General features: G+C 65.4%; 21 protein-coding genes. 5 read left to right on the top strand and 16 right to left on the bottom strand.

Translation table 11 applies throughout. The annotated features are described in order from the left end of the window. Nucleotides 1–11: 11 nt before the first annotated feature. The 4 genes from ACQCVD_RS11285 to mshA all read right to left on the bottom strand — a co-directional run bounded on the left by ACQCVD_RS11285 (nucleotide 12) and on the right by mshA (nucleotide 4,060). Complete coding sequence (locus ACQCVD_RS11285; RefSeq protein WP_426823866.1) at nucleotides 12–704, bottom strand: response regulator transcription factor; 693 nt, start codon at nucleotides 702–704, stop codon at nucleotides 12–14. After that, nucleotides 701–1,945 (bottom strand): sensor histidine kinase, encoded by a 1,245-nt coding sequence (locus ACQCVD_RS11280; protein WP_426823865.1) that lies wholly within the window; start codon nucleotides 1,943–1,945, stop codon nucleotides 701–703. The genes ACQCVD_RS11285 and ACQCVD_RS11280 overlap by 4 nt, the downstream gene beginning before the upstream one ends. A gap of 23 nt (nucleotides 1,946–1,968) precedes the next feature. Further along, on the bottom strand, nucleotides 1,969–2,715 hold the full coding sequence (locus ACQCVD_RS11275; protein WP_426823864.1) for a phosphoglyceromutase: 747 nt from the start codon (nucleotides 2,713–2,715) through the stop codon (nucleotides 1,969–1,971). A 79-nt stretch (nucleotides 2,716–2,794) separates the two neighbouring features. Beyond that, nucleotides 2,795–4,060 (bottom strand): D-inositol-3-phosphate glycosyltransferase, encoded by a 1,266-nt coding sequence (gene mshA, locus ACQCVD_RS11270; RefSeq protein WP_426823863.1) that lies wholly within the window; start codon nucleotides 4,058–4,060, stop codon nucleotides 2,795–2,797. A 262-nt stretch (nucleotides 4,061–4,322) separates the two neighbouring features. Here mshA and ACQCVD_RS11265 point away from each other — a divergent pair, with 262 nt between their 5' ends. Beyond that, nucleotides 4,323–6,035 (top strand): long-chain-fatty-acid--CoA ligase, encoded by a 1,713-nt coding sequence (locus ACQCVD_RS11265; protein ID WP_426823862.1) that lies wholly within the window; start codon nucleotides 4,323–4,325, stop codon nucleotides 6,033–6,035. A 126-nt stretch (nucleotides 6,036–6,161) separates the two neighbouring features. Here ACQCVD_RS11265 and ACQCVD_RS11260 read toward each other — a convergent pair whose 3' ends face one another. Both ACQCVD_RS11260 and ACQCVD_RS11255 read right to left on the bottom strand, forming a co-directional pair. Beyond that, nucleotides 6,162–7,283 carry a hypothetical protein gene (locus tag ACQCVD_RS11260; protein ID WP_426823861.1) on the bottom strand — a complete coding sequence of 374 codons (1,122 nt, stop codon included), beginning with the start codon at nucleotides 7,281–7,283 and terminating at the stop codon, nucleotides 6,162–6,164. 258 nt (nucleotides 7,284–7,541) lie between these two features. Beyond that, a complete protein-coding gene (locus tag ACQCVD_RS11255) occupies nucleotides 7,542–8,675 on the bottom strand; it encodes a UDP-N-acetylmuramate dehydrogenase (RefSeq protein WP_426823860.1) in 1,134 nt (377 codons plus the stop codon). Between the two features lie 24 nt (nucleotides 8,676–8,699). On the opposite strand from ACQCVD_RS11255, the gene ACQCVD_RS11250 reads away from it, so the two are divergent. Both ACQCVD_RS11250 and ACQCVD_RS11245 read left to right on the top strand, forming a co-directional pair. Beyond that, entirely contained in the window at nucleotides 8,700–9,203 is a 504-nt protein-coding gene (locus ACQCVD_RS11250) for a DUF2505 domain-containing protein (protein ID WP_426823859.1), read from the top strand. Nucleotides 9,204–9,412: 209 nt separating this feature from the next. Then, entirely contained in the window at nucleotides 9,413–10,231 is an 819-nt protein-coding gene (locus ACQCVD_RS11245) for an LmeA family phospholipid-binding protein (RefSeq protein ID WP_426823858.1), read from the top strand. 101 nt (nucleotides 10,232–10,332) lie between these two features. Here ACQCVD_RS11245 and ACQCVD_RS11240 read toward each other — a convergent pair whose 3' ends face one another. From ACQCVD_RS11240 to ACQCVD_RS11205, 8 genes are all read right to left on the bottom strand, one after another. Continuing rightward, nucleotides 10,333–10,980, bottom strand: coding sequence for a 2-deoxyribose-5-phosphate aldolase (locus ACQCVD_RS11240; protein ID WP_426823857.1), 648 nt, complete (start codon nucleotides 10,978–10,980; stop codon nucleotides 10,333–10,335). A gap of 3 nt (nucleotides 10,981–10,983) precedes the next feature. Then, entirely contained in the window at nucleotides 10,984–11,280 is a 297-nt protein-coding gene (locus tag ACQCVD_RS11235) for a DUF2516 family protein (RefSeq protein ID WP_426823856.1), read from the bottom strand. Nucleotides 11,281–11,286: 6 nt separating this feature from the next. Then, nucleotides 11,287–11,973, bottom strand: coding sequence for a CGLAU_01105 family protein (locus ACQCVD_RS11230; protein ID WP_426823855.1), 687 nt, complete (start codon nucleotides 11,971–11,973; stop codon nucleotides 11,287–11,289). A gap of 95 nt (nucleotides 11,974–12,068) precedes the next feature. Next, a complete protein-coding gene (locus tag ACQCVD_RS11225; RefSeq protein ID WP_426823854.1) occupies nucleotides 12,069–13,472 on the bottom strand; it encodes a DUF445 domain-containing protein in 1,404 nt (467 codons plus the stop codon). A 224-nt stretch (nucleotides 13,473–13,696) separates the two neighbouring features. Continuing rightward, a complete protein-coding gene (locus ACQCVD_RS11220; RefSeq protein WP_426823853.1) occupies nucleotides 13,697–14,053 on the bottom strand; it encodes a hypothetical protein in 357 nt (118 codons plus the stop codon). Nucleotides 14,054–14,097: 44 nt separating this feature from the next. Continuing rightward, on the bottom strand, nucleotides 14,098–14,847 hold the full coding sequence (locus ACQCVD_RS11215) for a succinate dehydrogenase/fumarate reductase iron-sulfur subunit (protein WP_426823852.1): 750 nt from the start codon (nucleotides 14,845–14,847) through the stop codon (nucleotides 14,098–14,100). Then, on the bottom strand, nucleotides 14,847–16,859 hold the full coding sequence (locus ACQCVD_RS11210; RefSeq protein ID WP_426823851.1) for a fumarate reductase/succinate dehydrogenase flavoprotein subunit: 2,013 nt from the start codon (nucleotides 16,857–16,859) through the stop codon (nucleotides 14,847–14,849). Before ACQCVD_RS11210 ends, ACQCVD_RS11215 begins: the two co-directional genes overlap by 1 nt. Before the next feature lie 19 nt (nucleotides 16,860–16,878). After that, entirely contained in the window at nucleotides 16,879–17,637 is a 759-nt protein-coding gene (locus ACQCVD_RS11205; protein ID WP_426823850.1) for a succinate dehydrogenase cytochrome b subunit, read from the bottom strand. 474 nt (nucleotides 17,638–18,111) lie between these two features. Here ACQCVD_RS11205 and ramB point away from each other — a divergent pair, with 474 nt between their 5' ends. Next, the gene (ramB, locus tag ACQCVD_RS11200; RefSeq protein WP_426823849.1) at nucleotides 18,112–19,539 is read left to right on the top strand and encodes an acetate metabolism transcriptional regulator RamB; all 1,428 of its coding nucleotides are present in this window, start codon (nucleotides 18,112–18,114) and stop codon (nucleotides 19,537–19,539) included. 27 nt (nucleotides 19,540–19,566) lie between these two features. Here ramB and ACQCVD_RS11195 read toward each other — a convergent pair whose 3' ends face one another. Continuing rightward, on the bottom strand, nucleotides 19,567–20,643 hold the full coding sequence (locus tag ACQCVD_RS11195) for a hypothetical protein (RefSeq protein WP_426823848.1): 1,077 nt from the start codon (nucleotides 20,641–20,643) through the stop codon (nucleotides 19,567–19,569). Between the two features lie 267 nt (nucleotides 20,644–20,910). Further along, nucleotides 20,911–22,320: a dihydrolipoyl dehydrogenase gene (gene lpdA, locus ACQCVD_RS11190; protein WP_426823847.1), complete on the bottom strand. Its 1,410-nt coding sequence runs from the start codon at nucleotides 22,318–22,320 to the stop codon at nucleotides 20,911–20,913. Between the two features lie 1,061 nt (nucleotides 22,321–23,381). Between lpdA and ACQCVD_RS11185 the strand changes: the two genes are divergently transcribed. Then, nucleotides 23,382–24,482, top strand: coding sequence for an alpha/beta hydrolase (locus tag ACQCVD_RS11185; protein ID WP_426823846.1), 1,101 nt, complete (start codon nucleotides 23,382–23,384; stop codon nucleotides 24,480–24,482). The last annotated feature ends 27 nt before the right edge of the window (nucleotides 24,483–24,509 follow it).

Below are 24,509 nucleotides of genomic sequence, written 5' to 3'. Positions count from 1 at the left end.
ACCCGCCGCGGCTACTCCTCGAACTTGTAACCCAGACCGCGCACCGTCACCAAGTGTCGCGGCCGGGAGGGCTCCGCCTCGATCTTCGAGCGCAGCCGTTTGACATGCACATCCAGGGTCTTGGTGTCCCCGACATAATCCGCTCCCCAGATCCGGTCGATCAGCTGCCCCCGGGTGAGCACGCGGCCGGAGTTGCGCAGCAGGTACTCCAGCAGATCGAACTCCTTCAGCGGCATCGGCACCGGATCACCGTTGACGGTCACGATGTGCCGTTCGACGTCCACCCGCACCCCGCCGCCCTGCAGCACCTGCTCCTCGACCTCCTCTACGACGCCCTCGGTCTCCACGCCGCGCCGCAGCACCGCCCGGATCCGGGCGATCAGCTCGCGGGAGGAGTAGGGCTTGGTCACGTAGTCATCCGCGCCGAGCTCCAACCCCACGACCTTGTCGATCTCCGAGTCCCGGGCCGTGACCATGATGACGGGAACCGACGAGGTGGTGCGCAACTGTTTGCACACGTCGGTGCCGGACATGCCCGGCAGCATGAGATCGAGCAGCACGATGTCGACGTCGTTCTTATCGAACTCGACAAGCGCCGTCGGCCCGTCATGCGCGATGATGACCTCGAAACCCTCCTTCTTGAGGAGGAAAGCCAACGGATCTGCCAGCGATTCCTCATCTTCGACAATCAAGATCGTCGTCATGATGTTTTGTCCTTTCGACGTGTTGCTACCCGCGATACAGCCTTACGGATCGGCGACCTCACCGGGAAATCGTCCCCGTCGCCCTGTGACTGCGACTCGGCGTCCGGATGATGGATCGGCAGTTCGATGGTGAATGTCGAGCCGGTTCCCGGACGTGACCACAACTTGATGTTACCGCCATGGTTCGCGACAACATGCTTCACGATGGCCAAACCGAGACCGGTGCCACCGGTTTGCCGGGAGCGGGCCTTGTCCACGCGGAAGAAACGTTCGAAAACCCGCTTCTGATCTTCCTCGTTGATGCCCATTCCACGGTCCGTCACCCGGATGAGCACCAGGTCATGGTCGACGATCTTCTGCGAGACCGACACCGGAGCGGACTGCGGCGAGTAGTTGATGGCATTGCTGATCAGGTTCGAGAGGGCGGTCACCAACAGCGATTTGTCACCGTTGATGTAGACCCCACGGGAACTCCCCCTGGTCAGTTCAATGCCCGCGTTGTCCGCAGCCAGCTGGTTCCGGCTGATCGCTTCATCGATCACGTCATCGACCAGGACCGGTTCCATGTCCGGCAGCGATTCCGCGCCCTGCAGCTTGGACAACGAGATCAGCTCGTTGATCATGTCCGCCATCCGGTGCGCCTCCTTGTGGAGCCGGCCCCCGAAATAACGCACCTGCTCCGGATCGTCCACGGATTCGATCAGAGCCTCCGCCAGCAGCGCCATGCCACCGACGGGGGTCTTCAACTCATGGGAGACATTGGCCACGAAGTCGCGCCGGGCAGACTCCATGCGCACGTTCTCGGATTCATCGGTGCCGTAGGCGATGATGAAGCGGTCATCGACCAGGGTCAGTGGTTTGACGACGACCTGGATGGCGGTGACCCGGCTGCCCGGCCGACGACGCGACATGGTCAGATCCAGGGCCCGGGTCTCCTGGTCCTCATACACCCCGGCGGCGAAGCGCCAGATCTCGGGGTTCAGGGTGCGTTCGTGCACCATGCCCATCTCATGGGACTGGGCGTTGGAGAGCACCACTTCCCCGCTCCGGTCCAGCACGACAATGCCGGTCGGCGAACCCTGGATGGTCAGGTGGAGCACCTGACTGACGGTGGTGACCTCATTCTTCGTCAACGTCTCCGTGGAGCGGTAGCGCTGGATACGCTTGTTCACCCAGAGTCCCGCCGGCACCGCGAGGGCGGTGGCGATGACACCGAGTATGAATGCGAGTACGAAGGACAAGGTCGGGCCTGGTTACCTGGGGGCTATTTCCCGCCCTGGGCGGCCACCGCGGCAGCGCCGGCGGCGGCGGCCTCCGGGTCCAGGTAGGTGCCGCCCGGGTTGACCACGTTGCCGTCGGCGTCGATCTCATAGACCAGCGGAATACCGGTCGGAATATTCAGGCCCGCGATCTCTTCATCGGAGATGTTGTCCAGGTGCTTGACCAGGGCGCGCAGGGAGTTGCCGTGGGCCGCGATCAGCACGGTCTCGCCGCGCTGCGCGCGCGGCGCGATCTCCGCGGTGTAATAGGGGATGAAGCGCTCGACGACGTCCTTCAGGCACTCGGTGGCGGGAACCTCGTCCAGGTCGGCGTAACGGACGTCGTGCGCCTGCGAGTACTCGGAGTCTTCCGGCAGCTCGGGCGGCGGGGTGCCGTAGGAGCGACGCCATGCCATGTACTGCTCATCGCCGTACTTCTCCTTGGTCTCGGCCTTGTTCAGGCCCTGCAGGGCGCCGTAGTGACGCTCATTGAGCCGCCAATCGCGGATCACCGGGATCCAGTGGCGGTCCGCCTTGTCCAAGGAGATATTGGCGGTACGGATGGCACGCCGCAGCAGCGAGGTGTAGGCGACCTCCGGCAGAACGCCGGCCTCGACCAGCAGCTCCCCACCGCGACGGGCCTCGGCCTCCCCTTGCTCGGTCAGATCGACATCGACCCAGCCCGTGAACTGGTTGGAGGCGTTCCACTCACTCTGCCCGTGACGCAGAAGAATCAGTTTTCCGTTACTCATGGAGACCAGCATGCCACCTCGCTGCCCCTGATGCGCGGTTTGACGCCGTTTTAGGTGTCCGGAAGCCCCACCCCCGGGGTCATCTGCCCTGCGCCCGGCGGGCATGGCAGTCCGGCAGTTCCAGGGCAAGCGCCTCCGAATAGACCGAGGCGAGCTTTTCTGCGGTGGCCGCCCAGGAGAAGTTGGCCGCGTGCGCCACCGCGTCCTCCCCCATCCGGATGCGCGTGTCATCGTCATCGAGCAGTTGTGCCAGGGCGTCGGCCCAGTCAGCGGGGTCGTGCCCCTCCACGAGCAGGCCCGTTTCCCCCTCCGCCACAGCGACAGGCAGGCCCCCCACCCGCGCGGCGACGACCGGCGTTCCCGTGGCCTGCGCCTCCATCGCCACCAGACCAAATGATTCGTTGTAGCTGGGCACCGCGACGATGTCGGCGGCCTGGTAAAGCGAGACCAGCTCCTGCGGGGGGCGCGGATCCAGGAAACGGATGCGCCGCTCCACGCCCAGTTCCCGGGCGAGTTCCCGGTATTTCTCCGGGGTGGCGTCGGTGCCTGAAGGACCGCCACTGATCAGTACCCGCAGGTTGCGGTCCGGGTCCCGCCGGAACAGTTCGGCGGTGGCCCGGATCAGTACCTGCGGCCCCTTGAACTCCTGCAGTCTCCCCACGAACGCCACCACTTTCATGTGCAACGGGATGCCCAACTGCCGGCGGGAGCGCTCCGTCGCCCGGTCATTACCCGGGGTAAACAACTCCGTGTCCGCTCCCGGCGCGACCACGACGATCTTGTCCGAGTCCGCGTCATAGTGGTGCACCAGGTCCGCGGTCTCTTCGCGGGTGTTGACGATCAGCAGGTCGGCGTTGTCCACCAGCTGCTGCTCACAGATCCGACGGGCCTCAGACTCCGGAGTGTCGTTTTCCCCGCGGTAGGCGTTCTTGACTGCGGCCAGCGTATGTGCGGTGTGGACCAGCGGGACCTCCCACAGGTCCCGCAGCAGCCAGCCGACCTGGCCGGACAACCAGTAGTGGGAGTGGATGAGGTCGTATTCATTGCCCTCGCACCGGGCGAACTCCAGGATCCCGCCCGCGAACGCGGCCAGTTGGGTGGGCAGTTCCTCCTTCGCCAGTCCTTCGTAGGGGCCGGCGACGATATTGACCACGTTGAGGTTCTTCTCGACAGCGACCACATCGCCCTGGCTGGGCCGGATGGCGCGGGTGAAGATGTCCACCTCAATGCCCTGCCGCGCCAGGTTCCGGGCGGTGGACAGGACATAGACGTTCATTCCTCCAGCGTCGCCGCTCCCCGGCTGCTGCAAGGGGGAAGTGTGCATGGAGATCATGGCGATGCGCATGCCCGACATTCTATCCCGCACAAGCCGGCCGGGCGGGGCAACGGACAGCGGCCGCCGCCCGCCACGCGATGTCCACTGCTGCACCTAGGGTGGGGAAGGAAGGTGAACGAGTACCTGTCACACAACGTTATACTTGAGCCGGAAACTGCCCCGCCACACGGGTGGCGTGCCCCGGGGAAGCAGACCGGCTCGGGCACGGAACGTCAGAAACAGACACAATAGAAGCTACGTCCGCGTAACTTGAAGCAGTGAAGGAAGCGACATGTCGGCATTCGAGACCAAGGCCTGGCTCCAGTACTACCCGGACTGGACCCCGCACTCCCTGGACTACGACCAGACCACTCTGCTCGACGTCTACGACAACAACCTCGCGCTCAACGCCGACAAGCCGGCCACCAACTTCTTCGGCCGTTCACAGAGCTACGGCGAGCTGGACCGCCAGGTCCGTCGGGTGGCCGCCGGGCTCCGGGCTTTCGGCGTGCGCCCCGGCGACCGCGTGGCGGTCATGCTGCCGAACTGCCCGCAGCACATCGCCGCCTTCTATGCGGTACTCAAGCTGGGTGCCACTGTCGTCGAGCACAACCCGCTCTACACCGCACACGAGCTGGAGGAGCCGTTCAAGGATCACGGTGCCCGGGTGGCCCTGGTGTGGGACAAGGCGGCGCCGGTCCTGGAGAAGCTGCGGGACAGCACCTCCCTGGAGACCATCGTCTCGGTCAACATGATCGAGGCAATGCCGAAGTTCCAGCAGCTGGCCCTGCGGCTGCCGATCCCGAAGGTCAGGAAATCGCGCGAGGCCCTGTCCGTGCCCGCCCCGAACACCGTGCCGTGGGAGGCGTTGATCGGTTCGGCGATCGGCGGAGACGGCTCCGACATCGACTCGGATCCGGACGTCACCGAGGACACCATCGCCCTGATCCTCTACACGTCGGGGACCACCGGGGCACCAAAGGGCGCCCAGCTCTCGCACGGCAACCTCTTCGCCAACATGATGCAGGGCAAGGCCTGGGTGCCCGGTCTGGGCGAGCAGGACGAGAAGATGCTGGCGGCCCTGCCGCTGTTTCACGCCTACGGCATGACGATGGTGGGCACGCTGGGCGTCTACATCGGCGCAGAAATGATTCTGCTGCCCACGCCCCGGATCGATCTGATCATGGGCGTGATGAAGAAGAACACCCCGACCTGGCTACCGGGTGTGCCGGCGATCTACGAGAAGGTCGTGGACGCCGCAGAACGCGACAACATCGACATCTCCGGCATCCGCAACTCCTTCTCAGGGGCCTCCACGTTGCCGGTGTCCACGGTGGAACGCTGGGAGCGCTTCACCGGGGGCCTGCTGGTGGAGGGCTACGGCCTCACCGAGTGCTCGCCGATCATCGTGGGTAACCCCATGAACACCGACCGTCGCCCGGGATACGTGGGCATCCCCTTCCCCGACACCGAGATCCGCGTGGCGAACCCGGAGAACCTGGATGAGACCATGCCCGACGGTGAGGAGGGCGAGATCCTGGCCCGCGGCCCGCAGGTGTTCCACGGATACCTCAATCAGCCCGAGGCCACCGAGAAGAGCTTCCACGGTGACTGGTACCGCACCGGAGACGTCGGCGTGATGGAGACGGACGGTTTCATCCGCCTGGTGGCCCGGATCAAGGAGGTCATCATCACCGGTGGCTTCAACGTCTACCCCGCTGAAGTCGAGGAAGCCCTGCGGGAGCACCCGGACATCGAGGACCTGGCGGTGGTCGGGGTGCCGCGCGAGGACGGTTCCGAATCCGTGGTGGCGTGCGTGACCCTCAACGAGGGAGCGGCACTCGATCCGGAGGGACTGAAGGAGTTCGCCCGGGAACGGCTGACCCGTTACAAGGTGCCGCGCACCTTCTACCACTTCGAGGAACTCTCCCGGGACCAGATGGGCAAGATCCGCCGCCGCGAGGTGCAGGCCGATCTCCTGGAGCTGCTGGAGAAGCGGAAGTAACCGGAGACGGTCGCCCCGCCCATCTGAACCGCGACGCCGCCCGCTTCCCCGGTTGATCCGGCGGAGCGGGCGGCGTCGTCCGCAGGCGGGCCCGGGTGGGGCCGGCCCCACCGATGAGGGGAGCCGTCACCGCGGGGTGAAACCCCCGCAGCGGGGCTGACCGAGCGGCAGCGACGCATCCGAGGGAAACCAGCAGCCGTTCTGATCGAATGACAGGGTGAGGTGCTGATCCTTCAGGTCGAAGCCCGTGGCACCGGAGGTGTGCGGGGTCTGTGCTCCGAGCAGGACCATCGCCGCCTCCCGCTCCTGCATGGCCCCGGCGTTGCCGGAGGACTTCGCGCTGAACGCCGCCGGAGAATCGAGGATGAACACGGCAAAACGGTACGAGGAGTCCTCCCCGTTGGGGGTCTGGTCCAGACCCTGGAACTCGGCCAGCTCCGGCGCGGTCAACACCCGGACGGTGCCTGTGACCGTGTTCCCTTCCGCAGAAGCAAGAGTCGGAGAGGGGCCGGGAACACCGCGGCCGCCTTGTCCCCCACCGCCTGTGTCCACCGCGCCGGCGCCCGGCTCCGTGGCCTCGATCGGCTGTCGATCGTGGAGCGGATGGAACGCAATACTGACCAGGTCGCCGGACGGGGCCACCTGATCGTCCTCCCATGTCTCACCATTGGGCACCAGCTCGCCTCCCTCAAGGAGAAATCCCCTGACGGAGACCTCGGGGCGGAGGGAGTGCCATTCCGTCTGGAAGATGCGGTCACCCTCGGGCGCGGCACTGACTCCGGCGCGGTAGCCGCCCGCCCCTGCGGCGCCACTAACCAGGGTGCCACCGGGTGCGACGAGCGCGCCGTCAGCGGTGGTGCTGAATACGCGGATCGGGTCGATGTGGTCGGTGGTCAGCGCCTTGACCAGCAGTTCCGGGGAATCATCCCCGCTCATTTCCACCAGGGCATACTCATATTCGCCATTGAGGGAGTAGTCCGCGCCCCCGGTGAAGGAGTACTTCCCCGAGTTGTCCAGGATGTCCGAGTACGCTTTAGTGATCGTGTTCCCGGGAGGGGGCGTGATTCCAGTCGGGACAGGTGCATCGGCCACCGGCTGCTGCGCCGGGCTCCCGGTACCCGCTCCGGCGACGGTTTCAGCGACATCGGAGGACCCCCTCGCGCCACCGCCAAAGCTGGTGCATGCGGTGAGGGCTGCGGTGGTGGTCAGCACCAGGGGAAAAGCGAAGAACGGGCGGAGCGAACGCATGCGGACGAACGACCTCTCTGTGAATCATCTGTGAATATCTTTAAGATGCCGTAGATGTCCGGAAATGACGTGGCCTTTTTCCGGACTCTTTTTCACGGGGCCATCGGGCCGACGTCTCCCCGCGTCCCAGGGGGGGGAGAGCCCCATTGCGGGATGGAGCAGGTTCGACGACAACTCCACTGGCGTCCAGATGCCGGAAAGAAACTTTCTCCGGAGAGCACTGCCCGCCGCGCCCGCGGCAACACTCTTCACAGAGCACTACTGGTCGATCGACACCCCCACCCAGACCGGCTCCGGCACCAGCTCAACGCCGAAGGTGGCGTATACACCGTCGCGGAGGGTGCGGGCCAGCTCCACCAGATCTGCAGTGTCCGCCGCGCCCCGGTTGGTCAGGGCGAGGGTGTGCTTCGTGGACAGGCTCACCGGCGCGCCCGGGCCGGGATAGCCGCGGTTGAAACCGGCCCGGTCGATCAGCCATGCGGCGGATAGTTTGGATCGGCCCTCCGTGGCGGCGAAGCGTGGCATGGCCGCCGCGTCTTCTTCGCCGCGGATCTCGGCTGCCTTGGCCTGGACGGCGTCGGCGAGCGGGTCCGGGACAACCGGATTAGTGAAGAAGGAGCCGGCGGACCAGGTGTCGTGGTCGGCCGGGTCGAGCACCATGCCCTTGCCCCGGCGCAGCCGTAGGACCTCGTCGCGGACCTGGCCTGCGGGACGCCGTTGTCCGGGGTCGGTGATGCCGAGGCCGCGGGCCAGCTGGCCGAAACGCAGCGGCGCGGACTGGCCGTCGGTACGCAACTGTAGTTCGATCTCCAGGACGACGGCCCGGCCGGTGAACTTCAGGTTGGAGTAGCGGTAGGCCAGATCCAGGTCACCGACCGGCACCCACCGATCCAGCCCGGTACCCCGTTCGTAGAGGCGCACGCGGGTGAGTACGTCCGCGATCTCGGCCCCGTAGGCGCCCACATTCTGCACGGGGGTCGCCCCGGCTGAACCGGGGATGCCGGACAGGCACTCGACGCCCCCCAGGCCGGACATCACGCTCAGGGCGACCACCTCGTCCCACACGGCGCCGGCCTCCGCACGCACCAATCCGGTCGCGACATCGACAGCCACATCATCGCAGTCGATGATCACCGCGACGACGTCGAGGTCCCCGTCTGCGACAACCAGGTTGGAGCCCCCTGCCACGACCAGTGATTCCACTCCCTCGGCGTCGAGCAGGCGCACCGCCGCGATCACCGCCGCCGGGGTGGCGCAGCGCACCGCGAACCGGGGGCTTCCCCCCAGGCGCAGGGTGGTCAGGTCACGGAAAGACACCTGGGCGTCGATGGTGGTGTCGGCGATCTCGGAAAGTCGCCGGGCGAGATCTGGGGTCCGGGATGAGTTAGACACAGCCATAACGGTAGTCTGTCAATCATGGCAACCCGTAGCGAGAACACCGTCACCATCAACCAGCCCGCCGAAAAAGTGCACCGTGCACTGACCTCGGCCGATTACTGGACCCACATCGCAGCAACCCTGAGCCCGGAACCGGGCGAGCTCAACAGCTTCGAGGAGAAGGACGGCGGCGCCGAAGCCACCCTCTTCGAGGTCCTGCCGCTGGAGATCCTGCCGGAGGCCGTCCGCGCCATGATCTCCCAGGCGCTCAAGGTCAAGCGCGTGGTCAACGTCGGCCCGCTGGCCGACGGCAAGGCAGACGTCACCTACACCGCCGATGTCAAGGGCACCCCGGTGGACTTCAAGGGCGAGATCGCCCTCGCCGGCGACGATGCCAGCACCACCCTGTCCTACGACAACGAGGTTTCCGTGAACATCCCGTTCATGGGCCCCGCCATCGAGCCGAAGGTCGGCGACGCGCTGGGCGACCTGTTCAACAATGAGGGCGAGCTCACCGAGAAGTGGATCGCGGAAAACCTGTAGTTTCCTCCTCCGACGACCCTGCCGTCAGCGGCCGGGATCAGGCGAAAGCTACGGCAGCCGCGTCTCGCCGCCGCAGTGGCACCGCCGTGCACGCGTGTCGACGCCGCGCGACGCCCCGGCTCCGACGGGGCCACCCGCGAAGTGAGAATCTGCTGACAATACCGGTTCAGTATGGCACCGGAGCCCCTTCATAAGGGACACTGGTGAGCGTGGCTAAATCAACAGGTTCTAAATTCTGGCGGATTCTGGTGGGCATCCTCGTCGCCCTCCTGGTCTTGCTGATCGTCGCCGAGATCGGATTGCGCTGGTTCGTGGGCCAGCAGGTGCGCGATAGCTTTGACCAGCAGGTACAGGAGCAGGGCATCACTGTGGAAGAAGACCCCGAGATCTCCTTCGGCGCAACCCCGCTGCTCTTCGGACTGCTCGGCAGCAGCATCTCCCAGGTGGAGATGAGCACACCTTCCACCCTCGAGATCAACTATCCGGACGGCGAGAACTCCGTCCCGGAGATCGAGGGAGCTCCGGCGGCGACCGTGAACCTGGAGTCCCTGGACATCTCGGACCCGGACAACCCGGTCGCGCAGACGATGGTCACCACCACTCAGATTCCGGAGGACATGATCCTCGCGATGATCCAGCGGGAGACCGCCGGTCAGAGCGGCGACAGCCAGGACACCGGTTTCGGTGCCGCGATCCTGCAGCAGCTGGTCCAGGTCACCAACGTCACCACCGATCCGGCGAACAACGCCCTCGACATTGAATTCACCGGCGGCGCCGCCATCCTTTCCCTGGAACCGGTGCTCTCGAACGGCGGGCTGACCTTCCAGGTCATCGGTGCCGAGCTTTTCGGCATGGACCTTCCGGAGCAGGTCACCGGTGCCATCACCTCCGCCCTGGAACAGGGCGTCCAGGACGCCACCGGCGACCTGGAGATCACCGCGTTCGACGTCGTCGACGGCGCGGTCGAGGTCACCATCCGCGGTGAGAACGTGCCCCTGGGGGAGGTGGCCTCCCAGTCGGGCATCTGACCGGGGGCTTCACCGGGTTCCCGGCCCTCTCACAGCACCGGCCGGCACCGTCTATCCCGTCATCCGGGATGCGGTGCCGGCCGGTGCTGTGCGTGGGCAGACTACGGAACTGCCGTTACTTTCCCGTCCACTCCCGGCAACCCGGTTAGATCCGGGACAATCACCCGGTCCGCACCGGCCGCCAGGAGTTCCTCCGTGTCCGCCGCCGACTCGGCCATGGCACCCAGGCCCAGCGGATGGCCCGCGCCTACGGTGGCGAGCACGGCTACGTCTGCGGGGTCGGCGCCACCCAGGTGGTGGTAACCGGTGCCGACGATGATGCGGTCGGCACCGGCGACCCGGACGGTGTGCGCGAAGGCGGCGAGCTGGGCGTCGTCAAGCAGGGCCGCCTCGATCACCACGGCGAGGCCGGCCGGATGAGGTACTGCCTCCCGGATCGCCACCAGTTCCGCCAGGAGGGCGTTGGTGTCATTGCGGGCGATGACCGGATCCACCACCACGCCCACCTCGGCCACCCCGAATTGCACGGCGAGCCGGGCCTCGGCGGCCTTGACCAGGGTGTGGTGCTTACCGGTCGGGAATCCGGCCAACGTGGTGACGTTCACCTCCGCCCCCTCGGCGGCCCCCAGCAGCGAAGGCGGTACGGCGATGCCGGCGATCCCCTGCTGCCGGGCGGACTGTAGCGCGCGCCTCACATCAGCTGCGGCGACTTCGAGTCCCAGCATTCCCAGGTAGACCCGATCCAGCACGGCTCACCAGCCGCCGGAGTTGCTGATGATGTTGCGCAGCTGCGGACGGACATCAAACCAGTAGAGACCGATGATCACCATCGCCGCCCAGGGCAGGATCGGGATGGGCAGCGTGACCACGAGGGCGGAGCCGGCCACGAGTCCCACCCAGATCCACTTGTTCTGCCGGTCTCCGGCGGTATAGGCGTCATCCCGCGTGGTCGCCGCCAGAATCGCGCCGATGACGCCGGCTATGGCAACGAGGAAATAAGGAAGGCGCTCGATGAGAGCATAGGCCTGCAGGATCTCAAAGGCGATCATCCTGAACTAGTTGTCCTTTTCATTGTCGTCCCGGTCCCCCGGTTTATCTTCGGAAATCAGTTCTCCGTCAATGATATCCGGATCAGTGCCAGAACCCGCATCGGCTGCAGCCGGTTCATCATCGTTCCGGGCCAGAGAGCCTGCCCGGGAGATCAGGTCATCGAGCCGGGTGCGCAGATCGGCGATCATGGAATCCGCATCAGCGCTGGTGTCACCGGTGTTGCGACGCCGCTCCTGGACACTGTCCACCGCCTCGTCGAAGGAGTCCCGGACGGAGCCGATAGCGGTAGACAGGGCGGAGCGGGCCTCCGTCGCGGCGTCGCTGTCCCTGGTCTCGCTGGCGGCCCGGCGCACGTTGCCCGCGACATCCCGGATGATGTCCTCGGCGTGCGCGGCGAAATTACCCGTGGCGTGCTTGAGGTCATCGGTGTTGCGGACGCTTCCCAGCCGATCCGAGGCTTCCCTTGCGGCCGCCCGGAAGCGCCCCGTGGTCGACTTCTCCTCGGTGACCGGATCCGGCTTCGCGTGCGCCCCGGAGCTGTGTTCCGCCCCGGTGCCGTCCTTGAAGCGTCCGGCGAAATCACTGACCACATCGCCCAGGCGGGAACCGGCGTCGACCCACGCCTGTCCTGCCTCCCGCAGGTTGTCGAGGAAGGAGTCCTTGTTGTTTCCGGTGGTGTTGTCCGAGGTCATGATGTGCCTTTCAGGAGAAGCGCCGGTTGCGGCGGCGCAGGGTCGCGGCCGGTCCGGTGCTGGACGAAATATGTCGGGGTCTGCTCCCTCCCAGTTTAGGTGCCGAAGAGCAGTTGCGACACGGTATAGATGACCAGCCCCGCCAGCGCACCGACAATGGTGCCGTTGAGCCGGATGAACTGGAGATCCTTGCCCACCATCAGCTCGATCTTCTCACTGGCTTCCCTGGCGTCCCAGCGCTCGACGGTCTCCGAGATGATGGCGGTGACCTCTCCGGAGTAGTTGTTCGCGAGGAACGCGGCGGCACCGGTGATGCGGCGGTCCAGGGAGGAACGCAACTGTTCATCAGTGGTGATCCGGGTGCCCCAGGTAATGCAGAGCTCGGTGACCTTCTGGCGCAGCAGGGACTCCGGGTCTCGGGCGGCCTCAATCAGCGAGGCTGAGGTGGTGGCCCAGATCGTGCCCGCCGCGGACTGGACCGAACGGGAGTTCATCAGGTCCTGCTTCCAACCCTCGACCCGCTCGATCATCTCCGGGTCCTCCTGCAGATCCCGCGCCAGATCCTCCAGGAAGCGCCGGATGGACCTGCGTGCCTCATGGTCCGGGTCAGAGGAGACGTCAGCGGTGAACTTGATCAGCTCCTTGTACACCCGCTCGCCGATCAGGTTGTTCACGAATTTCGGCGCCCACGCCGGTTTCCGGGAGTCCACCAGGTTGACGATCATCTCCTCCGATTCCAGCGCCTTGCCGTGGAGCCAACGGACCACACCGTCGACCACCGGCTCGGTCTTACCGTCCTCGATCAGCTGCTGCAGCATTCGTCCGGCGGGCGGCCCCCACTCCGGTTCCGCCAGCTTGTCGATCACGGCGGCGTTGATGACCGCTTCCGCATCCTTCGGATCCAGTGCCGCCACCGCATTGGCGGTCAGTTTACCGGCCTCCCGGGACACCTTGGCGGCGTTCTCCGGGACCGCCAGCCACTCCCCTGCCCGCTCCGGGATCCGGGCGCGGCCGACCTTCTCCGTGATGAGCTCCGCATTGAGGAAATTCTCGCCGACGAAGCTGGACAGCGCCCCGCCCAGCTGATCCTTCTTCCGGGGGATGATCGCGGTGTGCGGGATCTTCAGCCCCATCGGGTACCGGAAGAGCGCGGTGACCGCAAACCAGTCCGCCAGACCACCGATCATGCCGGCCTCGGCGGCGGCCCTCACGTAACCGACCCACCCCGGGGTCTGGCCGGGCTGACTGGAGTACCAGCTGCACCACAGGAAGATGACGGCGGCCACCACCAGCAGACCGGTGACAAATGCCTTGTGGTTGCGCAGGGTCCGGCGGCGCTCCGCCTCGACGGCGGGGTCGGGTCCCGGCAGGGTGTCCACCCGCCTGGCGACGCCCTCGCCAACGCCACCCTCGACAGCGGCGGCGGCAGGGGCGGCGTCGGCGCGGGGCACTGACCCGGGGTGAGGGCGCTCCGGCTCCTCCACACGATGTTTAGCCATGCTCCCCATTATGACCGCTCCCCGCCCCACGGGCGTCAGAGAGTGGCGAAGCCGGCCTCGAACAACCGCCAGGCGGTGATGGCGGTGATGAGGCAGATGAGACAGATGACGAGGATCCGGCTGCGACGGTGCATGTCCGCCAGCCTAACCGGGGAAAGTCGGGGAACGAGAAACACTCCGCCCCGCGCGGTTGCGGGGACGGAGTGTGTCGAGCGGAGATCCGGTTAGTGGCTCCGGCCGGTCTCGCGGCGGTACTTCTTGTAGTGCTGGCGACCACGGTTGATCAGGATGAGACCTCCACCGCAGATCACGACGGCGACAATCGCACCGGCGATCATGAAGAAGTTGGAGTTCTCGTCACCTCCCCAGAGGGAGGTGGCCAGGCCGTAGAGAACCATGCCGATGCCGACCAGTCCGACCAGCAAGAAGCCCATTCCGGCCCAGGTCGCGGTACGCTCCAGCGAGGAGTGCGGGGCGCCGAGGCTCACCGGGGTGTAGCCCTCGATGTAGTGCATCCGGCCCTCATAAGCCGGGAAGGTCTCAACCTCGTGCTTGGGCGTTGGGGAGGAATCAGCGGACATAACCTTGACTCGCTTTCGTCTTTTTCAATCAGCCAAGCTCTAGCTTAGTGATCCTTGGCGGAGAAAGCTGCACGAGCCCGCTCCTTGTTGATGGCGGAGACCGCGGTCAGCGGAATGCCGGCCGGGCACACGTCGGCGCACTCACCGTAGAGCGAGCAGGGACCGAAGTTGGTCTCCATCTCGTCGATCATCTGGCGGGCACGCTTGCCGCGCTCCTCCTGCCCCAGCGGGGAGAGCTTCAGGTGCACCAGCTTGGCGCCGGTGAACAGGTGGGCCGCACCATTCGGGCAGGCGGCCACGCAGGCACCGCAACCGATGCAGGCGGCGTGGTCGAGGGCGAGCTCCGCCTGCTGGTGGTTGGTGTGCAGGGTATCGGCGTCGGGGGCGGTACCGGCGTTGATCGAGACATAGCCACCCTGCTGCATGACGCGGTCCAGGGAGGAACGGTCGACGACCATGTCCTTGATGACCGGGAAAGCGGCCGAACGGAACGGCTCGATCTTCAGGTGATCACCATCGTTGTAGTTGACCAGACGCTGCTGGCAGGCCGGGGTGTTCTCGCCGGCGCCGTGCGGTCGGCCGTTGACGACCAGACCGCAGGTGCCGCAGATGCCCTCACGGCAGTCCGAGGCGAACGCGAAGGGTTCCTTGTTCTCCTCAATCAGACGGTTGTTGACGTGGTCGAGCAGCTCCAGGATGGACATCTGCGCGACGGCGTCCGGGACCTCGACGGTCTCGAACTGACCCGCGTGGTTCGGTCCTTCCTGACGCCAGATCTCAAGTGTCAGCTTCATTACTTGTAGTTCCTTGTCTGCAGCGGAATCGATTCGAAGTACAGGGGCTCGGCGTGCCGGATGAACTTGTTCTCACCCGCCGGCTCCCAGGCGGAGACGAAGCACCAGTTCTCATCGTCACGCTCGGCCTCGCCATCTTCGGAGAGGTGGTCATCGCGGAAGTGGGCGCCGCAGGACTCGTCGCGGTCCAGGGCGTCGACGCACATCAGCTCGCCGAGGTCGATGTAGTCGGCCACACGGGCGGCATACTCCAGAGCCTGGTTCATCTCGAGCTGGTCGCCCGGGATCTGGACGTTGGCCCAGAAGTCGGCGCGCAGTGCACGGATGTCCTCGATGGCCTGGGTCAGATCCTTGACGTTACGGGACACGCCACAGGCGAAGTAGAGGATGTCACCGAGCTTGCGGTGGTAGTAGTCCGCACCGTGCGGATCCTCGCCCTTGATGTTCATCAGGCGGTCCAGACGGGTCTGGGCGCGCTCGACGGCCTCGACGGCTGCCGGAGCGTCCGCTGCCAGCGCCGGCTCGTTGAGGTAGTTGGCCAGGTAGTTCGGCACGGTGAACGGCAGGGTGAACCAGCCGTCGACCGAGGCGGACAGCAGCGAGTTGGCGCCCAGACGGTTCGCACCGTGGTAGGTCCAGGAGGCCTCACCGGCGGCGAAGAGGCCGTCGATGGAGGTCATCTCGTTGAAGTCGGTCCACAGGCCGCCCATGGTGAAGTGGACGGTCGGGGCGATGCGCATCGGGGAGGCGTAGGGGTCCTCGCCGATGGCCTCCTCGTACATCTGGAAGAGGTTCGAGTAGCGCTCGCGGATGGTGTCCACGCCGAGCCGCTCCATGGCGTCCTTGAAGTCCAGGTAGGCGGAGTTCTCCAGCGGGCCGATGCCGTAACCGGCGTTGATCTGCTGGGAGATCGCACGGGAGGCGACGTCACGCGGGACCAGGTTGCCGAAGGCCGGGTAGCGGCGCTCCAGGAAGTAGTCGCGCTCATCCTCCGGGATGCTGTTCGGGTCGCGCTGGTCGCCCTTCTCCTTCGGGGACCAGATGCGGCCGTCGTTACGCAGCGACTCCGACATCAGGATGGTCTTGGACTGCCAGGTCGCGTTGACCGGCAGGCCGGTCGGGTGGAACTGGATGAAGGCCGGGGAGGCGAAGTACGCGCCCTGCTCGTACGCGCGCATGATGGCGCTCGCGTTGGAATTCTTGGCCAGCGTGGACATGTGGTACACGTTGCCGTAACCACCGGTGGCCAGGACGACCGCATGGCCGGTGTGGGCGGTCAGCTCACCGTTGATGAGGTTGCGCATGACGAGGCCCTGGCAGCGCTTCCTGCCCTCTTCCTCGGTGACGATCAGGTCGACCATCTCGTTGTGGGTGAAGATCTCCACGGAACCGAGGTGGATCTGACGCTGCAGCGCCGAAGCGGTCGACAGCTGGAGCTGCTGACCCGTCTGGCCACGGGTGTAGTAGGTACGCGAGACCTGCACACCACCGAAGGAACGGGTGGCCAGGGTGCCGCCGTACTCCCGGGCGAAGGGAGCGCCGATGGCGTTCATGTGGTCGATGACGCGGGCGGACTCGATGGCCAGGCGCCAGCAGTCGGACTCGCGGCCACGGTAGTCGCCGCCCTTCACGGTGTCCTTGACGTGGCGGTAGGCGGAGTCGTTGTCCACCTTCTTGCCGCGGGCGGAGTTCACGCCACCCTGGGCGGCGATGGAGTGCGCGCGACGCGGGGCATCGTGGTAGGTGAAGACCTTGACGTCATAACCCAGCTCACCGAGGGCCGCCGCTGCGGCGCCGCCGGACAGACCGGTGCCGACGATCAGAACCTGGAACTTGCGGCGGTTCAGGGGCGAGACCAGGTTCATGTGGTCCTTGTTGTACTGCCACATGTCCTTGGAGGGAACGCCAACCGGTTCGTTGGCACCCAGAACGTTGCCCAGGGACACGCCGGCAACCGAGGAGGCGGGCTGCCGGAACTCCTGGCGGCTCACAGTTTCGTTGTTTGTGCTCATGTTTTCCTTATTCCCCTGTTTAACCGACCCAGCCGAACAGGACTGAGAGCGGGATAGCGATGTTGCCGATCATGACAATGGCCGGAACAGCGTAGGCGACGACCAGCAGGATCGCGCGCCAGCGGTGACCGGTGATCCCCAGGTCACTGACGGCGAGCCAGATGCCGTGCGAGAGGTGGAAGAAGAGCACGACCATGGCGATGATGTAGAACGCGGCAACCCACCAGCGGGAGAAGCTGGCCACCAGGTTGGCGTAGATCTCACCGTGCTGGAACACGTCAGCGGCGGCCGGGGCGACGCCGATGGTCAGGTCCAGGATGTGGAAGATGATGAACGCCAGCAGAATGATGCCGGAAACCAGCATCGTGCGGGTGGAGAAGGAGTTCATCCCTCCGACCAGGTTGGTGCGGCGGAACTTACCGCGGGACTCGCTGGCCCGCTTGTTCAGGGCGAATGCACCGTAGACGTGGAGCACAAGGGCAACCAGCAGCACGATGCGGAAGATCCACAGCGCGCCCTCGCGCGGAATGATGGGGTCACCCAGCGTCCGCAGCCACTCACCGTAGGTGTTCAGCGGGTGGCCGCCGTCAGCGTAGGGGGCGGCGAAAACCTTCAGGTTTCCGATCATGTGGACCAGGACGTACAGACCGAAGATGAGGCCGGTGATGGCCATGGTCAGCTTCAGCGCCCAGGTCGGGAATTTCGGCCGCTCGCGTAGCGGCCGCTCAGTGATTTTGCCGTGAGCGATCGCATCACGGTCTGCGTTTTTTACAGTCATGGCACCTCCAGTGTCGCCATTACCTTACGTGGTGGCCACCGAAACAAACTACTCAGCAGCATCTCAGCAGAGTTGCACCGCCCCAGTTCACACCCCCTTTTGAGGATTTTTTAGGGCAGCCTTACCTTTAATTGCCCAAGTCCGAAAAGAGACAAGCACACGTCACGCGCGCTCCGGATTAATGACGACAACGGCGGTTTCTAAAATCTGTGAATTTGCTCACGAGCACCAGCGGAACCCCCGACTGGCCCCCGTTCGGAATCAATCGATAGTTTGATTTCCCAGATTTCGGGAACTCCACTCCATCGGGGCCCCGACCCAGCCCCCTCAACGCCCCAGTAAAGCCGGGGCAATGCCCGGGGAAAAGATTCCCGCCACCGGAACGCGTCCGCAGGGGGCCGCGATTTGCTAATTTTGTGCAACTTAAGTGTGAAAGTTGTGACGCTGCGGGGTTAATCGCGCTACTCTAGCGCCATGGGAAAGACATATGTGGGTTCACGACTGCGTCAGCTGCGTAGGGAGCGCGACCTGAGTCAGGCGTCGTTGGCCGCCACACTCGGGCTTTCAGCTAGTTATGTGAACCAGATCGAGCACGATGTCCGGCCGCTGACGGTGCCGGTTCTGCTGCGGATCACCGAGGCCTTCGGGGTGGACGCGACGTTCTTCTCCCGCGATGATGACTCCAGGTTGCTCGCGGAGGTCCAGGATGTCGTGCTGGACCAGGAGATCAACCAGTCTCCCGTAGAACTGCAGGAGCTGTCCGAGCTGGTCTACAACCACCCGGTGATCGCCCGGGCCATGGTGGACATGCACCGTCGCTACAGCAATGTCCGCGACAAGCTCTCCATCGCCACCGACACCCGTCGCTCCTCCCCTGTCGCCGAGGGCAGTGCTGCGGCTCAGGCGCTGTCCATGCCGCACGAAGAGGTCCGCGACTTCTTCTATGCCCGCAAGAACTACCTCGATGAGCTCGACCTGACCGCTGAGGATATCGCCCATCAGCTCGGCGTGGCCCCCTTCGACGTCCGCGCCACCGAGGACGCCCTGGCCCGCCGACTCCAGGTGGAGCATGGGGTGAAGGTGGAGACCCGCACCAGCAACGAGGGCACCCTGCACCGGTTCAACCCGGAGACCCGGGAGCTCTGGCTGGGAGTGCAGCTGACCCTCGGTCAACGCGCCTTCCGCATGGCTCAGGAGCTGGCGTACCTGGAGTGTTCGCCGATCCTGGAATCCCTGGTGGAATCCGAGAACTTCACGTCAGAGGCCTCCCGGCAGCTCGCCCGGCGTGGAGTGGCCAGCTATTTCGCGGCCGCGGTGATGATGCCGTACCGCACCTTCCACGCTGAGGCTGAGAAGTCCGGCTACGACGTCGAACATCTCTGCCAGGTCTTCGGGGTCGGCTATGAGACCGTCGCCAGCCGACTCTCCACCCTGCAGCGCCCCAACCTGCGGGGCATACCGTTCACTTTCGTCCGTGTGGACCGGGCGGGCAACATGTCGAAACGTCAGTCCGCCACCGGTCTGCACTTCACGAGTTCGGGCGGCACCTGTCCCCTGTGGGCGATCTACGAGACCTTCACCAACCCAGGCACCATCGTCCGGCAGTTGGCCCAGATGCCGGACGGCCGTAACTACCTGTGGATCGCTCGCACGGTGCAGCATCACCGGGGCAAGTTCGGCGAAACCGGAAAACTGTTCTCCATCGGATTGGGGTGCGAGGCCCGCCACGCTGACCGGACCGTCTACGCCCGCGGCTTCGACATGAGCGACCTCTCCCAGGCCACTCCGATCGGCGCCGGCTGCCGCGTCTGTTCCCGGCAGAACTGTGCCCAGCGCGCCTTCCCACAGGTGCATGAGCCGGTCTCAATCGACGCCCACGCCTCCACCGTCGCGCCCTACTGAGTGAGGGAACCCGCCCCGCGGTAGACCTCAGTCGTCGTAGTAGCCGGACCGCTGCCGGCGCTTGTAGTCGCGCAGGCTGTAGGTGGCCGACTGGATCTGGACCTCCTTGTCGAAATTCGACCCCAGCGCGCCACCCATGGTGCCGAGCGAGGCGGTGAACCAGGCGATCGCGCCATAGGCGTGCCAGGTCACGTCCCGCCCGAGCTGGGTGGCCATGTAGGAGTCCGGCACCACCACGAAGGTCAGCACCAGCATCAGCAGAATAGCCGCCAGGTAGATCAGCACCGTGTTGACCGATACCGTCACCACGGTCGCGGCATTATCGAGGCTGGCCCGCCAAGTCCGGCCCCGGTGCCAGAGCCCGTTGTGAAAGATCAGCCAGAAGGTCAGGACCACAATCGCGAATACACTGATCAGCAGTTGCCGGGGAGCTGAAACCGCGTTGGCCATCTGCCACACCGAGCCGTAGAAGATGCCGAACCCGCCGGTGGCACCGATGGCCGCCAGGCAGCCGGACAGCGCAGGCAGCAGGGCACCGGGTTGATTGCACCGCACCATGCCGGCCAGCAGGATCAGCACAGAGCCGAAACCGGTAAAGGTGCGCGTACGCCGGGGACGTCGTTTCGGGCCGACCACGCCGAGTCCGATTCCCTCCGGGCCACCTTCCCGCAGCACCCCGGAATTCACCAGCCGCTGCAGTTCCTTCTGCAGCCGGTGCCGCATGCGGAGCGCCCCGAAGGCCGGGAGGGACACCAGCACCGCCCGGGCGTCATCAGCACGCTGACTGGCCACCGGATGTTTTTCCGCGGTCATGGGGAGGTCCGTGACGTAGATGAAGCCCTCCCAGCCATAGCGGGTGAGGATGGCCTCGCCGGTTTCCGACAGCCGGAGATTGCCCACCTCATCCATCGGCACGGAGCCCGTGCGCAGCTCCAGGCGGCGGCCGGCAGAGTCAACGCCGGACAGGATGCGGGGATCCCCGGCCTCTGCATGCGGGTCCGCATCGAGCTCACTGAGGTCGTCGATGCTGAGGATGTCCTCGAGAATTCGCCTGGTCAGACGGGTGGCGATTCCGTCATCGGCGAGGATGCCCACGATGGCCACTGAAGGTCGCTACCTCCTGCTACTCGTACCATGGTCCGGTCTGCGTCTGACAGAAAGCGCAGTGCCACGGTCTCTTCTCCGGGAAGATTACGGTCTGTCCCTCCCAGTCAGCATTTTGGGGGTACTGCCCTGCCCCCGCCCGGGCAGAGAACAGGCGCGGCGCTGTCGCCGCAGCGTCGCCACGCACCCGAAACCGAGCGGGTAGTGAAAGGCGCCGTCCCGCGGGAGAGGTGCGGGACGGCGCCGGGGACGAGGCAGCTGACTGCGCTAGAGGTTGATCATGTGGCCCGCGATGCCGTGGGCGGCTTCCTTGATGGCCTCGGACATCGTCGGGTGGATGTGGACGTTGCGCCCGATCTCCTCGGCGGTCAGATCGAAACGCTCGGCCAGAGTCAGCTCGGCGAGCATCTCGGAGACGTTCGCCCCGACCAGGTGGGCACCGAGGATCTCACCGAATTCGGCATCGGCGATGATCTTGGCGAAACCGGCGGTTTCACCCAGTCCGGCGGCCTTGCCGTTGGCGCTGAACGGGAAGGAGGCGACCTTGATCTCCCGGCCCTCGAACTTCTCGCGGGCGGCGGCCTCGGTGTAACCGAAGGAGGCGACCTGCGGGTTACAGAAGGTCGCGCGCGGCATCATCTGGTAGTCACCCAGCTCCTGGGTCTCGGCGTCGGCGATCGTCTCGGCGGCGACGACGCCCTGCGCCTCGGCCACATGGGCCAGCTGCAGCTTCGCGGTGACATCACCGATGGCGTAGATGCCGTCGACGTTGGTGCGCATGCGCTCGTCAATGTCGATGGCGCCGCGCTCGGTGAGCTTGACGCCGGTGTTCTCCAGGCCGAAGCCCTCGACGCGCGGCGCGAAGCCGACGGAGACCAGGACGCGGTCCACGGTCAGGGTCTCGGGCTTGGAGCCGTCCTTGGACTCGATGTCGACTTCGACGTTGTCGCCGTTGTCGCGCACGGCGGTGGTCTTGGTGCCGGTCAGCAGCTTGACGCCGAGCTTCTTGTACTCCTTGGCGATGACCTTGGAGATCTCCGCCTCCTCATTCGGGAGCACGCGGTCCATGAACTCGACGATGGTGATGTCCACGCCGTAGTTGGCCAGCACGTAGGCGAACTCCATGCCGATGGCACCGCCACCGACAATGACCATCTTCGCCGGGAGCTCACCGTCGAGGATCTGCTCCTCGTAGGAGACGACGTTCTCGGAGAGTTCCACGCCCGGCAGCGTCTTGACCACGGAGCCGGTGGCGATGATGACGTCGTCGAAGGTGATGGTCTTGCCCTTGTCATCACCGTCGGTGACCTCAATGGTCTTCGCGTCCTTGAACTCACCGAGACCGTTGATCTCGGTGATGTTGTTCTTCTTCATCAGGTAATGGACGCCCTTGACGATGCCGGAGGACACCTTCCGGGAACGCTTGTGCGCGGCCCCGAAGTCGAAGGAGACGTCGCCGGAGATACCGAAGGTCTTGGCCTCATGGTTGAAGGTGTGGGCCACCTCGGCGTTCTTCAGCAGCGCCTTGGAGGGAATGCAGCCGACATTGAGGCAGACGCCGCCCCAGTACTGCTTCTCCACGACCGCAACCTTTTTGCCGAGCTGGGACGCACGGATGGCGGCGACGTACCCGCCGGGGCCGGCGCCGAGGACTACTACATCATAATGTTCACTCACACTGACAAGGATACGTAATTGGTGTCCCATTGTCGTAGAAAGCATCCGATTCCGCGCTGAATTTCCGTGGCGCTCTGGATAGCCGCAGGCGAGACCCCACGGCAGGCACTCCGGCAGCTCACCCGTCCCGCCCCACCTCCCGGCACAGCGCCGTCAGCCGGAGCGGCCCCGCCGGATCATGCCGGGTGCCGGGACCGCTCACCTCCCCCAACGCAAGAGGCGCCCCTTCGCCGGGACTGACGTGCGCAGGCATGCCAGCCGCCCCGGCAAAGGAGCGCTGTCACCGCCGCCCGGATGGGCCAGCGGGCTCTGGTTCGGGAGTGGACCCCTCCGCGAACTCCAGGGCGTCTCTAGAAGGAACCCAAGGTGTAGGCGATCTGGGAGGACGTGGAGGAACCGAGGTGGATCGCGGCACCCAGGTGCTCGTTGATGAAGAGGATGATCTGCTCGACGATCGTGTTCATGGGACTACTTCCTTCGTGAGTTGCTGGCGTACAGGGAGATTCGCGGTGCCTCAGGGCCGGAACCGGGAAAATTCAAGAACCGTGCCACGGAAACCGTGCCATAAGCCAGCGGAACCGGGCGTCTCCCACAGCTGTTTTAACGCCGTTCACAGGAACACCGTTACATGAAGCAGGAAGGCACGGGCCACATCACCCGCGGTCCAGGTGACACCATCGCGCCGTCACATTATGACATAGCCATCACTTTCGCACCACGGAACACACAGGAAACATGGGGACGACTCTCAGCGGGCATTCTCCCGAGGCATTGGAGCACGTCAGCGTGCCCTCCCACTCCCCCTACTCAACCTCACCGGCATTCCACGAGGTGGAGCGGGCTTATCGCCGACACTGATAACATGTAACCCGCTCGTGGCGATGAGGCCACTGTGGGGACCACAGCGGCACTGTACGCCCGCTGCTGAGGTACCGCTGGCACGGAAATAAACCCGTCCCGTGACTCCGGCTGCACCGTCCCGCTGACTGATTACACCGCTTCGTGTCACCCGGTCACCGAAGCGCCCCGTGCCGTTCCGAAACGATGAGGAAGACGATTTCATGAAGTTCCTGCGCCGCCTGACTGCCCCTGCCGCAGCACTGGCCATTGCCGTAACCGCAGCCACCGGCACGCTGATCACTCCGACCGCCGGAGCAGCCGCGCTCACCCCCGCGGACATCGCCGGTGACACCCCGCTTTCGGAGATCGCCCCGGAGACCGCACCCGTCACCGAGAACTCGCCGTACTGGCGGCGCGCGGTGGCCGCTGATGAGTCGGGGCGTGTCGAGGAACTGGTGGCCACCTCCCCGGCCATGGACGGTCGTAAGGTCTCGCTGGCCGTGATCAAGGCACCGAACCCCGGTGCCCCCACGTACTACATGCTCAACGGCGCTGACGGCGGCGAGGGCGGCGCCAACTGGATCCAGCAGAGCGACATCCTGGAGTTCTTCCAGGACAAGAACGTCAACGTGGTCATCCCGATGGAGGGCCAGTTCTCCTATTACACGGACTGGGTCACCGAGCAGCCGCAGCTGGGCGGCAAGCAGATGTGGGAGACCTTCCTGACCCAGGAGCTGCCCGGCCCGATCGAGGAGTACCTGCAGGCCGGCGACAAGCGCGCCATTTCCGGCATGTCCATGTCCGCCACCAGTTCCCTGCTGCTGGCTCAGCACAACCCGGACTTCTACGACGCCGTCGGCTCCTTCTCCGGGTGTGCCGCCACCTCCAACCCGGTCGGTTACACCTCCATGCAGGTGACTCTGAACCGCGCGAACACCACACCGGAGGCCATGTGGGGTCCGCGCGGCACCGGGACCTGGCACTACAACGACGCGCTCATCAACGCCGAGAAGCTGGAGGGCACCGAGCTCTATGTCTCCAACGGTTCTGGTCTGGCCGGCAGTTGGGACCTGCCCTCGAGCCCCCGCCTGGAGGGGGCGAACCAGGTGCAGGCCTCCGCGGCCATGGCGGAGACCATCATCGTGGGCGGTGCCATCGAGGCAGTGACCAACACCTGCACCCACGATCTGAACACCAAGCTGCAGGCCAACGGCATCAACGGCGACTTCAACTTCCGCAACACCGGAACCCACTCCTGGGGCTACTGGCAGGATGACCTCTACGACTCCTGGCCGACCATCGCCCGCGGGCTCGGCCTCTAGGACCGCCCGAGCCGGCACCGGCCGCCA

It is taken from the genome of Corynebacterium halotolerans (assembly GCF_050107895.1).
GTDB classification, from domain to species: Bacteria; Actinomycetota; Actinomycetes; order Mycobacteriales; family Mycobacteriaceae; genus Corynebacterium; species Corynebacterium halotolerans_B.
The sequence above is the reverse complement of the archived record's forward strand: the minus strand, read 5'-3'. Positions and strand labels throughout refer to the sequence as shown.